Annotated in this window: 10 protein-coding genes; 8 read left to right on the plus strand and 2 right to left on the minus strand. The window is 38.5% G+C overall.

Features of this window, described 5'->3' with window-relative positions; all coding sequences use genetic code 11:
- The first annotated feature begins 433 nt into the window (after positions 1–433).
- From glgB to apaG, 8 genes are all read left to right on the plus strand, one after another.
- A complete protein-coding gene (glgB, locus tag DRF60_RS13295) occupies positions 434–2,383 on the plus strand; it encodes a 1,4-alpha-glucan branching protein GlgB (protein ID WP_185144592.1) in 1,950 nt (649 codons plus the stop codon).
- Positions 2,384–2,440: 57 nt separating this feature from the next.
- Positions 2,441–3,847 carry a glycogen synthase gene (locus DRF60_RS13300; protein ID WP_116012517.1) on the plus strand — a complete coding sequence of 469 codons (1,407 nt, stop codon included), beginning with the start codon at positions 2,441–2,443 and terminating at the stop codon, positions 3,845–3,847.
- Positions 3,848–3,851: 4 nt separating this feature from the next.
- Positions 3,852–4,388, plus strand: a complete 537-nt coding sequence (locus tag DRF60_RS13305) for an FEKKY domain-containing protein (RefSeq protein ID WP_116012518.1) — start codon at positions 3,852–3,854, stop codon at positions 4,386–4,388.
- Between the two features lie 14 nt (positions 4,389–4,402).
- Positions 4,403–5,671 carry a glucose-1-phosphate adenylyltransferase gene (locus tag DRF60_RS13310; RefSeq protein ID WP_116012519.1) on the plus strand — a complete coding sequence of 423 codons (1,269 nt, stop codon included), beginning with the start codon at positions 4,403–4,405 and terminating at the stop codon, positions 5,669–5,671.
- A gap of 510 nt (positions 5,672–6,181) precedes the next feature.
- Entirely contained in the window at positions 6,182–7,222 is a 1,041-nt protein-coding gene (locus tag DRF60_RS13315) for an SRPBCC domain-containing protein (RefSeq protein ID WP_116012520.1), read from the plus strand.
- Between the two features lie 124 nt (positions 7,223–7,346).
- Positions 7,347–10,163 (plus strand): 2-oxoglutarate dehydrogenase E1 component, encoded by a 2,817-nt coding sequence (locus tag DRF60_RS13320; RefSeq protein ID WP_116012521.1) that lies wholly within the window; start codon positions 7,347–7,349, stop codon positions 10,161–10,163.
- A 41-nt stretch (positions 10,164–10,204) separates the two neighbouring features.
- Complete coding sequence (odhB, locus tag DRF60_RS13325) at positions 10,205–11,461, plus strand: 2-oxoglutarate dehydrogenase complex dihydrolipoyllysine-residue succinyltransferase (RefSeq protein ID WP_116012522.1); 1,257 nt, start codon at positions 10,205–10,207, stop codon at positions 11,459–11,461.
- Between the two features lie 80 nt (positions 11,462–11,541).
- Complete coding sequence (gene apaG, locus DRF60_RS13330) at positions 11,542–11,931, plus strand: Co2+/Mg2+ efflux protein ApaG (protein WP_116012523.1); 390 nt, start codon at positions 11,542–11,544, stop codon at positions 11,929–11,931.
- Positions 11,932–12,004: 73 nt separating this feature from the next.
- Here the strand turns inward: apaG and DRF60_RS13335 are convergent, their stop codons facing one another.
- Together DRF60_RS13335 and DRF60_RS13340 are read right to left on the minus strand one after the other, a co-directional pair.
- A complete protein-coding gene (locus tag DRF60_RS13335) occupies positions 12,005–12,562 on the minus strand; it encodes a 3'-5' exonuclease (protein ID WP_116012524.1) in 558 nt (185 codons plus the stop codon).
- Between the two features lie 156 nt (positions 12,563–12,718).
- Entirely contained in the window at positions 12,719–13,696 is a 978-nt protein-coding gene (locus DRF60_RS13340; protein ID WP_116012525.1) for a glycosyltransferase family 2 protein, read from the minus strand.

A 13,696-nucleotide genomic window follows, 5' to 3' on the forward strand; every position in this document is an offset into this window, starting at 1 on the left:
GCTGAAAAGTTTTAAACTTGCGGGGTATGGGGTGGGTTTGAGAGTCGGAGAGTTTTTGTGTTTGAGAGGGAGGGTTGAGTTGTTTGTTGTTCGTTAAAATAATGTTGCTGGTTGCTGGTTAGTAGTAAATAGTTTGATACGGTTATTCCTTTCTAATATCTTGATTGACCGCGTCAAGCTGATGTTTCTCGACTCTTACAGCTTAAAATTCACCATTAGTATTATCAAACCTCAATTTCAGGTTTAACCTAAAAGTCTCCTGTCCGAAATCTGATGTCTGACATCTTGATTCCTGGTTCTTGGCTCTTGGCTGTACAATAAGTGGTATCTCATTCCGAACTCTGTTAACATAATAATAAATTGACTGATTATTAATCGTTATTGCAAGGAATTTTCGTAGTTTCAGAGAAAAATAAAGTATAATTATATCTTGATGAATTCTGTTAAAACCTATACGCTGTTCACGGATCATGATATCTACCTTTTTAAAGAAGGCAGACATTATAAGCTGTATGGGAAATTTGGAGCACATTCTGTTGAAAAAGAGGGTGTAAAAGGTGTCTATTTTTCGGTTTGGGCTCCCAATGCAAAAAAAGTTTCCGTTATAGGGAATTTCAACAACTGGAATCATAAAGATCATATTCTGTTTCCGCGGTGGGACGGATCGGGAATCTGGGAAGGATTTATCTCCGGACTTACTTGGGGAACGTTATATAAATATGCTGTAGAAACTGCCAGAGGTGAAATTCTGGAGAAAAGCGATCCTTATGCTTTAAGCTGGGAACAAAACTTACAGGCAGCTTCATTGGTTTCCACAACCTGGTACGAATGGAGTGATGAGGAATGGATGGAAAAGCGCTGGAAAAGCAACAGTCTGAATGCCCCGCTATCTGTGTATGAGCTGCATTTAGGTTCATGGGTAAGACAAGGCGATGCTCCGGATAAATATTTGAATTACCGTGATATTGCTGAGAAATTAGTTCCTTATGTAAAGGAAATGGGCTTTACGCATGTAGAATTCATGCCTGTCATGGAATATCCGTATGATCCAAGTTGGGGATATCAGATTACCGGATTTTATGCAGCCACCTCACGTTTCGGTTCGCCGCAGGATCTGATGTTTCTGATCAATGAGCTTCATAAAAATGACATTGGGGTTATTTTGGATTGGGTACCGTCTCATTTTCCGGGAGATGCTAACGGGTTGCACCGTTTTGATGGCTCTTACCTTTATGAACATGAAGATCCCAGAAAAGGGTTTCATCCTGACTGGAAGTCTTATATTTTCAATTACGGCAGAAATGAAGTTAAATCTTTCCTGATCTCGAATGCGATGTTCTGGCTGGAACGCTATCATGCAGACGGGCTTCGTGTAGACGCAGTTACATCCATGCTTCATCTTGATTATTCAAGAAACGAAGGAGAATGGGAGCCTAATATTGAAGGGGGAAATGTAAATCTTGAAGCCAAGGCTTTCCTGCAGGAATTCAATACGGCGGTTTATAAAGAATTTGGAGACAGTATTGTTACGATAGCTGAGGAAAGTTCAGATTTTCCTATGCTTACGAAACCTGTTCATGATGGCGGAGTAGGCTTCGGAATGAAATGGATGATGGGATGGATGCATGATACGCTGGATTATTTTAAAGAAGCTCCGGAAAACAGGAAATACCACCACCATAAAATCACTTTTGCGTCCGTGTATATGTATAATGAAAATTATATGATGCCACTGTCGCATGATGAAGTTGTACACGGAAAAGCGAGCCTGATCTATAAAATGCCAGGCGATGAATGGCAGAAATTTGCCAATCTCCGCACACTATATGTCTATATGTACACTCATCCTGGAGCCAAGCTTCTCTTTATGGGAGACGAGTTTGCACAGACTGGTGAATGGAATTTTACCAGGAGCCTCGACTGGCATCTGCTACAGTATCCGGTTCATAAAGGAATGCAGGCGCTCATCAAAGATCTGAATCATTTGTACAGGAAGGAGACTGCTTTTTATGAAAATCAATTTGATAAAAACGGATTTGAGTGGGTGGAAGCAGATGACCTTGAGAATTCCGTGTATGTGTATCTCAGAAAAGGCAAAAGAAGGGACGATGTATTGATGATTGTTCTCAACATGATTCCACAGGTTTTGGAATATACCATTGGAGTCAATGCAGGAACTCATTGGGAGGTTATATTCAACTCTGATGACCGGAAATATGGCGGAAGCGGTGTAGATGCTGATATTCTGAATGAAAAGCAGGAAGAATGGATGAGGCGTCCAAAATCTGTTACGCTCAAACTTCCGCCAATGGCAGGAATTATTTTAAGACAGAGAAAAGATAAAAAATATAAATTACAGAGAATAAAACAACATAAGAAATAATCAATATGATGTTAAGGGTTAAAAGCGGATTGATGAATTACAAATGACAGTGAAATTATGGTAATATATCATTTAAGTACAGAATGTTATCCGGTAGCAAAAGTAGGAGGTCTTGCAGATGTTGTGGGTGCGCTACCGAAATATCAGAATAAGATAAAGGGAATAGATGCCAAGGTTGTAATGCCCTGGTACAATAAATCTTTTATTCATGATCATGAGTTTGACATAGTTTTTGATGGTTTTATCCATCAGGGAGCGAATATGCTTCAGATTCAGGTCATGAAGGAGAAAACAGATGTTTTGGGATTTGAATTGTATATGGTGAAAATCCCGGGGCTTTTAGACAGAGAAAATCCTTATGGATATCAGGACGAAAGCTTCCAGTTTTTAGCCTTTCAGCATGGGGTACTTCACTGGCTGAGTGCTATGAAGATCCGTCCGGATGTATTGCATTGCCACGATTATCATACAGGGTTAGTTCCTTTTATGACGCAGCACTGTCCTGAATTTGAATTTTTAAAAGGGGTGAAAACTATCGGCACCATTCACAATGGAGAGTACCAGGGAATGATGAGCTGGAATATGGCAAATTATATGCCTCATTTTGATTCCTACAAATGGGGACTAATGGACTGGAATGGGCTCATTAATCCACTGGCAAGCATGATTAAATGTGCTGATGCTTTTACAACCGTTTCTGAAGGCTATCTCGAAGAACTGTTTATCAGTTTCCGTGGACTGGAAAGCCTGGTACGCCAGGAGTTCGGAAAAGCATATGGAATCATCAACGGGATTGATACGGAAGTATGGAACCCTGAAACCGATCCGATGCTGGATTTTAATTTTAATATTAAAAATGCAGTAGCACAAAAGAAAAAAAATAAAGAAAAGCTGTGCAAAGAATACGGTTTGAAGCCGGAGCTGCCTTTATTTGCATTTATTGGAAGATTTGCCACCGAAAAAGGGGCAGATTTCCTGCCGGATGTAGTCTGGAAAAGTATTAAGCAGAGTTATGGCGCACTGAATATTATGATCCTCGGTTCTGGAGATACCTATATTGAAAATAAGCTTAAAGAATATGCATATACGTATACTAATTTTGCCTTGGATCTGGGATATAAAGAATATCTTTCCCACAAGATCTATGCGTCCGCAGACTTTCTGCTGATGCCGTCAAGAGTGGAGCCATGCGGGCTGAATCAAATGTATTCTATGAGGTACGGAACAGTTCCTGTTGTAAGATATACCGGAGGCCTCAGAGATACAGTGGAAGATATTTCAACCGGAGGGGCGGGGTTAAATTTTACCTATCCGGGAGTAGATGATATAGTACATGCGATGAACAGGGCATTGGGAATTTATAACCAAAAAGGTGTTATGGAAGATCTTATCCATGCCAATATGAAATTTGATTTTGCATGGGAGAAATCTGCAGAAAAATATATAGCTTTATATAATAACTGATGTAATGAAAGTTTCCGGTTTCCTTTTGCTGATTATGATGCTGTTTTTTTCATGCAAAGAAGATAAAGGCAATTACCATGGCGGATATTACTGGATTTATACTTACGGATATCCGAGAATGGCTTTTTTTGAAGCAGCGGAAGGCATCTCTGAAAAATGGAAAATTAAATATTATGCTGTTTCAGGATGTACGGTCGACCAAAAAGACATGTATAATGCAGATGCAAAAAACAAAAAGACCTACACAGCAATTGAAAAAAAATTCGGGAAGAACTGGAGAGAAAAATACAATAAAGATATTGATGATTTCTTGATGAAGAAAGTAGATGTCATGGATATTCTTATAGCCAGTAAATTATTCAGGGATGAACTTAAAAAACATTATATAGAAGTTTATAATATAGATAAAGAAGTGTTTGAACTAAATAATGAAGGTGAATTCAGGGTTATTGTGTATAATAATGAACTCACGTATGAAAATAAAGAGTGCTTTAGATTAGTGGTAAATACTAAGAGAAAAACAGTAAATTTAATTCAATAAAACGCAAGATACCTATGAAACGAAACGTAATTTCCATTGTTTTGGGAGGCGGCAGAGGGACAAGATTATTCCCGTTAACATATTCAAGATCTAAACCGGCAGTTCCTATTGCAGGAAAATACAGGCTGGTAGATATTCCTATTTCCAACTGTCTGAATTCGGGACTCAATAAGATCCTGGTTTTAACACAGTTCAATTCAGCTTCCTTAAATTCACATATCAAGAATTCTTATCACTTTGATATTTTCAGCAAAGGATTTGTAGATATTCTCGCAGCAGAGCAGAATGTGGAAAACGACAGCTGGTACCAGGGAACAGCAGATGCAGTCCGCCAGTCGATGAAGCACCTGGAAAAATATGATTATGATTATATCCTGATCCTTTCCGGTGACCAGCTTTATCAGATGGATTTCAGGGAAATGCTCGATTTTCACATTGAAAATGGAGGCGACGTAACAATTGCGACCATTCCCGTGGTGGCAAAAGATGCCACAGGATTCGGGATCTTAAAGTCTGATGATGACGGTAATATCACATCCTTCTATGAAAAACCGGAATATGAGATCCTGGACAGCCTAAAATCTGAGGTTTCAGAAGAAAATAAACGTAAAGGAAAAGAATATCTGGCCTCGATGGGTATTTATATCTTTACAAGAACCATTCTGAAAAAAATGTTCGAAGATGGAGCCGGTGATGATTTCGGGAAAGATATTATCCCAAATTCTATCGGAAAATACAAAACACTGAGCTACCAGTATGAAGGTTACTGGACGGACATCGGAACCATAGAATCTTTCTACGAAGCCAACCTGGATCTGTGTCAGGACTTTCCACAGTTTAATCTGTTTTCCTCTTCCCCCATTTATACAAGAGCAAGGATGCTTCCGCCGTCCAAAATTAACGGTTCATATGTAAGCAAAGCTGTTTTCGGGGACGGATGCATCATCATGGCCGATAAAATTGAAAATTCCGTGATCGGGAACAGAACCAGAATAGATAAAGGAAGCACTATCGTCAATTCTTACGTAATGGGAGCTGATTTTTACCAGAATACTACCGAAATTGTACTCAATGACAGAAATGGGTATCCGAATATGGGAATCGGAAAATACTGCTATATTGAAATGGCTATTCTTGATAAAAACTGCTATATCGGCGACAATGTAAAAATTATCGGCGGAAAACATATTCCGGATGGCGATTACGGAACCCATTCCGTACAGGATGGAATTGTAGTGGTGAAAAAAGGCGCTGTTCTTCCTTCGGGAACTCATATCGGATGATGAAAAATCTGGTTAGTTGACCAGCTATAAATAAAAGAGGAGACATTATTGGGTCTCCTCTTTCTGCTTTTGTTATTGAGAAAGTAGTTTTAAGGAATATTCCAATTCCGGATCTTTCTGTTCCTTTAGTGATTTAAAAAAATAGTCATTTAATGGTGTGATCAGGGATTACACCTGTGCAATTGGCAACATTTCTGAAATTGAATACAGGGAAAAACCCATTGAAAAAAAAATAAAATAAAAGGAAATACAAATAACTGTTTCATAGAAAAATATTTAATTTTAGGCTTTTTCATGCATTAAAAAATATACCTTTATTTTAGTGTTAAAAGTGGAATTATTTTTATAAAATAACATGCTTATAATTAAAATTACTAGTTATAATGGGCTTTTTTAAAAATTAAAATTTGTAATAATTCACTTTTTTATATAGTGATTTGTTTTTTGAGGTGATCTTTTCAAAATAACTGAGATATTGGTTACTTTTTTTATTTGTCTTACTTTTGCGTGATGCGTTTTTTTAAAATAATAGCCGTAATTCTTGTTCTTGTGGTAGGAGCCTATGCTGCTTCCATGTATTTTTTTGTGGACGAAAACAAGGATTTTAAGATAGAAAAAGAAGTTGATTATCCCATAGATAAAGTCTTTTCCCAGTTTAATAATCTTCAGAACTTTACCCGCTGGAACAATTTTTTTACCAGTTCATCCTCTATTGATATCGATTATTATACCCCTTATGAAGGTCAGGGAAGTGCAATAAGCTATATAGACCCAAAAAACGATACGGACGGAGAAATGTTCATCCGGTATGAAAATCCTGCTAAAAGCTTGAGATACCAGCTTTTCGAAGACAGAAACGAAAGCCCAACGGTGGTAGATGTTCAGTTCAAACCTGTTTCTGCAGACAAAACAAAGATTACGTGGTACGTGCACACGCCTAAACTTTCTGTGTTCAGAAGGGTGGAAAATTTCTGGACAGAAGACCGGTTTGCCGAAAATATTAATAAAAGCATGGTCAATCTGAAAAATGTGCTGGGCAATAAAGTGGAAAAAGACAACCAGATGGCGTCCATCAAATATGACAGCCTCATGGTGGAAAATGAGGAAGATAAGCTGTTGCTGGGCATCAATGTAAGTGCATCCAACAAGAAAGAAGCTCTCTATAAAAACATCGTTATGAATTACAGTAAAGTTTATAACTACGTCACAATGGATCTTGGTAAAAAAGACGATGAATTCGGCTTCCCTGTACTGATTACCGATGCCGATAACTACAAAGACAAAGAAGTTTCTTATTTCCTTGGAATTCCGCTTTCCAAAAAGATAGGAGTTCCGGATAACAATTTCAATTTCCGGACTGTAAACCCTTCTCAAAATTATGTGATGTACTACAAAGGAAGCTATGAGGGCAGAATACGGGCAGTTCAGCAGCTGATTCAGAAGGCGAAAAAAGACGAGATGCGCTTCGTAGATATCCGTCAGACCTTTATTGAACGTCCGATTGAAGGGCAGGAGGTGAATATTAAGCTCTCATTATCAGTGTTTAAGTAATTTTTTTTCAATTATTTTTTTCTTAATTTTTTTTAACGGTTTCAGGCTGTCTTAACTCGGTTTTTTTTATTAAATTTGAAGATTAATTCTACAAATAAATTTTAATAATAGATAAACTGTAATAATGGACAGATTTTCATTCCTAAACGCAGCTCATTCTCAGTTAATTGAGGATTTATACCAACAGTACTTAAAATTCCCGGATTCTTTAGAGCCATCATGGAAAGCCTTTTTTCAAGGCTTTGATTTTGCTTTGGAGAACTATGGAGATGACGATAACATCCAATATATCCAGGCTTCGGCCAATGCTGCTCCGGCAGTACAGCAGATCTCTCAGGCAGTAGTCGGCGGAGAGGTTCCTGAGCACATCAAAAAAGAGTTCAAGGTAGTAAACCTTATCGAGGCTTACAGAACAAGAGGGCACCTGTTCACAAAAACAAATCCTGTCAGAGAAAGAAGGCATTATACACCTACTTTAGACATCGAGAACTTCGGTTTGAGCAAGGAGGATTTAAATACAAAATTCAACTGTGCTGTTGAAACAGGAATGAAAGAGCCTGCTACATTACAGGATCTGATCAAGCATTTGGAAAATATCTACTGCGATTCTATCGGGGTAGAGTATACGTATATCAACAATGTTGAAGAAAAAGATTTCATTAAGAAGTGGCTTCAGGTGAACGAAAACCACCCAAGCCTTTCTGCCAATGAAAAAACTGAGATTTTATTAAAATTGAATCAGGCAGTAGCTTTTGAAAACTATCTTCACACAAAATTTGTAGGACAGAAAAGATTCTCTCTGGAAGGAGGCGAAACATTAATTCCCGCATTGGATCAGCTGATCTCAAGATCTTCTCAACTTGGAGTCGATGAAGTGGTATTAGGAATGGCCCACAGAGGAAGGCTGAATGTTTTATCAAACATTTTCGGGAAATCTTACAAGCAGATCTTCTCAGAATTTGAAGGAAAAGAATTTGAAGAAGATGTATTCTCAGGTGACGTTAAGTATCACTTAGGATCATCTAAAAAAGTGAAAACAGCATCCGGAGAAGAAGTAGCTATCAACCTTACGCCGAACCCGTCTCACCTTGAAACCGTAGCAGCTCTTGTAGAAGGGATCTGCCGTGCTAAGATAGATGACAAATACAAAGGAGACGGCTCCAAGATCCTTCCTATCGTGATCCACGGTGACGGTGCTATTGCTGGTCAGGGTATTGCTTATGAAGTAGCTCAGATGATGACCTTAGAAGGATACAGAACAGGAGGAACTGTTCACATCGTTGTTAACAACCAGGTATCATTTACCACAAACTATGCTGACGCAAGATCTTCAACATACTGTACAGACATTGCGAAAGTAACAGAATCTCCCGTAATGCACGTTAATGCGGATGATGCTGAAGCGGTAGTTCATGCCATGCATTTTGCAGCAGATTTCAGAGCAAAATTTGGAAAAGACGTCTATATCGATTTATTAGGATACAGAAAATATGGGCACAATGAAGGTGATGAACCTAGATTCACACAGCCTAATTTGTATAAACTAATTTCTAAACATCCGAACCCAAGAGAAATTTATAAAGATAAATTACTTAAGGACAGCATTACATCCAATGATCTTATTGCAAAAATGGAATCAGATTTCAAAGCACTTTTAGATAAAGACTTTGATGCTTCCAAAGAGATCGAAAAAAATGCAATGGATCTTTTCATGGCAGAAGACTGGACCAATTATCCGATCGGAAAAAGAGGGGCAGTTCAGATTCCTGTAGATACAAAATATGACCTGGCTAAACTTAAAGAGCTGGCGATTAGAATGTCATCTCTTCCTGCTGATAAAAAGTTCATCAATAAAATTACAAGACTGTTTGATAACCGTGTTAAAGCTATCGAAGGAAATTCATTAGACTGGGCTCTTGGAGAATGGTTGGCATACGCTACACTTCTTGTTGAAGGGCACAATGTGAGAATTTCCGGAGAAGATGTAGAGAGAGGAACATTCTCCCACAGACATGCGGTGGTAAAAACTGAAGATACAGAAGAAGAGTATATCCCATTGAGACATGTATCAGAAAGCAGATTTGATGTGTATAACTCTCATCTTTCAGAATACGGAGTTTTAGGTTTCGACTACGGCTATGCAATGGCTTCTCCTAACACGCTGACCATCTGGGAAGCTCAGTTCGGAGACTTTGTGAACGGTGCTCAGATCATCGTTGACCAATATCTGGCTGCTGCAGAAGAAAAATGGAAGATTCAGGACGGATTGGTAATGCTATTGCCTCACGGTTCAGAAGGTCAGGGTGCAGAACACTCTTCAGCAAGATTAGAAAGATTCTTAACGCTTTGTGCGAACGAAAATATGGTGGTAGCCAATATCACTTCACCTGCCAACTACTTCCACTTATTAAGAAGACAGCTTAAATGGACATTCAGAAAGCCGTTGATCGTAATGAGCCCTAAATCCCTGTTGAGACACCCGAAAGTGGTTTCTCCACTGGAAGATTTTGCAAACGGTTCATTCCAGCCGATCTTGGACGATCCTACAGCAGATCCTAAAAAAGTTGAAAAATTAGTATTGTGTTCAGGTAAATTATACTTCGAATTATTAGCGAAGAAAGAGGAACTTAACTGTGAAAATATTGCACTGGTAAGATTAGAGCAGTTGTATCCGCTTCAGGCAGATGCATTAGAAACAATCTTCAGCAAGTATGGTAACAGAACACAATTGGTTTGGGCTCAGGAAGAACCAGAAAATATGGGCGCTTGGTCTTATATCCTGAGAAACTTCAGAGATACTGGAATCCAGGTAGTAGCTCCGGTACCAAGCGGTGCTCCGGCTCCGGGAAGCCACAAAATGTTTGAGAAAAACCAGAATGCAGTAATCAACAGAGTTTTCGACAGAGACGATGCTCCTGCAAAAAGACCCGTTACAGCGTAATTAAGAATAATACCCAATTAAAAAAATAAAAAATACTCAATATGTCAGTTTTAGAAATGAAAGTTCCTTCACCGGGAGAATCCATTACAGAAGTTGAAATTGCAACTTGGCTTGTGAAAGATGGTGATTATGTAGAAAAAGATCAGCCCATCGCAGAAGTAGACTCAGATAAAGCAACTCTTGAATTGCCTGCAGAACAGAGCGGTGTAATCACATTAAAAGCAGAAGAGGGTGATGTAGTACAGGTTGGCCAGGTAGTTTGTTTAATTGATATGGATGCTGCAAAACCTGAAGGCGCAAGCGCACCGGCTGCAGAAGCTCCAAAACAGGAAGAAGCTCCAAAAGCGGCTGAACCGGCTAAACAGGAAGCTCCAAAACCAGCTGCTCCGGCACCGGCTCCACAAACGTATGCAACAGGTGCTCCATCTCCTGCAGCTAAAAAGATTCTTGATGAGAAAGGTATTGAGGCTGGACAGGTTTCAGGAAGCGGAAGGGACGGAAGAATCACTAAAACTGATGCAGAATTAGCTGCTGTTCCTGCTTTAGGAGGAAGTCCTTCTACTGCAACAGGAGCTCGTACTACAACGACGACTAAACTTTCAGTTCTAAGAAGAAAAATCGCTTCAAGATTAGTTTCTGTAAAGAATGAAACAGCCATGTTGACAACTTTCAATGAAGTTGACATGTCTGAAATCTTCAGATTAAGAAAACTATATAAAGAAGAATTTGCTCAGAAGCATGGAGTAGGACTAGGCTTTATGTCTTTCTTTACAAAAGCGGTTACAAGAGCATTACAAATGTATCCGGATGTAAATGCATCTATCGATGGAGATTTTAAAGTAAACTATGATTTCTGCGATATCTCGATTGCAGTTTCAGGTCCTAAAGGATTAATGGTTCCGGTATTGAGAAATGCTGAAAACATGTCCTTCGCCGGAGTTGAAGCCAATATCAAAGATCTTGCAACTAAAGTAAGAGACGGTAAAATTACAGTTGATGAAATGACTGGCGGTACATTCACTATTACAAACGGTGGTACTTTCGGATCTATGATGTCTACACCAATCATCAACCCTCCGCAGTCTGCTATCCTTGGAATGCACAATATTATCCAGAGACCGGTAGCGGTTGACGGACAGGTAGTGATCAGACCAATGATGTACGTAGCTATGTCTTATGACCACAGAATTATTGACGGAAAAGAATCTGTAGGATTCCTTGTAGCGGTAAAAGAAGGTATCGACAACCCTGTTGAAATACTAATGGGCGGAGACGAAAGAAAAGGCCTTGGATTATAGATTTTATTAAAATTATACTATAACTTACAATCTCGCCTTAAAAAAGGCGAGATTTTTGTATCTGTTAAAGAAATACTAAGATGATGTTCTCAAAAATGACTTCCAATATCAAAGTTTCAGTAATACCTGAATATGATAGTAAAAACAGTTATCCATCTGAAAACCGTTACGTCTTCAAGTATAATATTACGATAGAGAATGACGGCAGCTTTCCAATTAAAGTATTGAAAAGAAAATGGTTAATCTTCGATGTAGGTTTCGGATATACTGAGATTACAGGTGATGGTGTAATAGGATTGACACCAGAGATTCCTGTAAGCGAAAATTTTGCTTATTTCTCTAATGTAATGCTTCGCTCCGGAGTAGGGAATATGAGCGGAAAATACCTTGTTAAAAACATGGAGACCCAGGAAACTTTTGAAATTGAGATTCCAAAGTTCAATCTGCTGTCTGAAGTGTTAAGCAATTAGGAATATTCCTTTTTGAGATTGGTGTAGGAAATAAAATACTGATTGTGAATAGCAGCCGGAAGTGAAAGCTTTATTATAGTTTTTTAATGTACTTATTTAAGAAAGAACCATGTATTTCTTCATTCTCAGTGATGATTAATTTTTCAAAAGCCAACAGCGAAATTTTTGCACAAGCTTCCGCATCGTCTCCGGCCCGGTGATGGTTAAGGCTGATTTGATGATGTTCCGCCAGATGTTTCAGTCCGTATTTCGGAAGATAATTCCACGACTTTTTAGCCAGTTGAATGCTGCAAAGATAATTCAGTTTCGGAGCAAACATGCCGTAATGTTCAAAACAACCTCTTAAAACACCTGCATCAAAGCTTGCATTATGGGCAATCATCAGCGTTCCATACATCATTTCTTCAGCTTCATACCAAATCTCATCAAAAGTAGGAGCATCCTTCACATCTTCAGGAGTTATCCCATGAACTCCGATATTAAATCTGCTGAAATAAGGAAAGCTCGGCGGTTTAATCAGCCAGGTTTTCGTTTCCACAATCTTCGAATTCTGAACAACACAAATACCCATTTCGCACGCTGAACTTTTTTCGTGAGTAGCTGTTTCAAAATCTATTGCGCAGAAATCCATTTTTTTGAGTTATAATTTATGAATTGTGGGTTATGACTTGCTGGTTTAATGTTCAGAGTTTAAAATTTTAAATTGTTTGAAGTTATGAATTTTTTGTAAAATACGATGTTGTTGGGAATATCCTATAATCATTTTGATACACCTAATTCCTATAACCTATTTTCCACCTAAAAAATGTCTGAAGATCAGCCATTTCGACTGATAGAATTTGTTTTCCTGATGTTTCTGACGAAGTTTCCATGTTCCGGGAAGTTGCCCATAAAAACCGAAATGGGCCCTTACCACAGCCCAAAGGTGTGGAAATCCATTCTTTAATCCGAAATAAATTCCTGCAATTCCATCTAGGCACAGTCTGAAAAATATCAGTCCTATCAGTTTAGGAAACGGCAGATTTTTCAACATCATAGAAAGATTGTTTCTGATGTTTAAATAAGTCTTTTGTGCGCTTTGCTTATTCAGGGTTCCGCCGCCAACATGGTATACTTTTGATTTTCCTGTATAGAAGATCTTCTTTCCCGAATTAATCAGTCTCCAGCAAAGGTCAATCTCTTCCTGATGAGCAAAAAATCTTTCATCAAATCCATTTTGCTCCCAAAAATCTTTTGAACGTACAAAAAAGCAGCATCCTGAAGCCCAGAAAATTTCTGTTTCATCATCATACTGGCCGTTATCCTCCTCAAGATCGTCAAATACACGTCCGCGGCAGTAAGGATAACCCAGATTGTCAATAAGACCTCCCGCAGCACCGGCAAACTCAAATTGTTTTTTATTGTTGAAAGATAAGATTTTAGGCTGTACAGCTGATATTGAGGGATCTTTCTGAAAGAGATCCAAGGCAGGATTGATCCAGTTTTCGGTAACCTCCACATCAGAGTTGAGAAGACAGTAATATTCGTTTTTTATTTCCTTTAAACCTTCATTATACCCCCCTGCAAAACCATAATTCTGATTGTTTTTAACGATGTTTACGATAGGAAAATGAGTCTGTACAAATTCTATCGAATCATCGGTAGAAAGGTTGTCTATCACATAAATATCTGCATCCCGGGAAAAACCAACAACACCGGGAAGAAATTTTTCAAGCCAGTTTTTACCGTTCCAGTTTAAAATAACAACTGCTAAATTTTTCGGCAT

The organism is Chryseobacterium elymi (assembly GCF_003385495.1).
Lineage (GTDB): Bacteria > Bacteroidota > Bacteroidia > Flavobacteriales > Weeksellaceae > Chryseobacterium > Chryseobacterium elymi.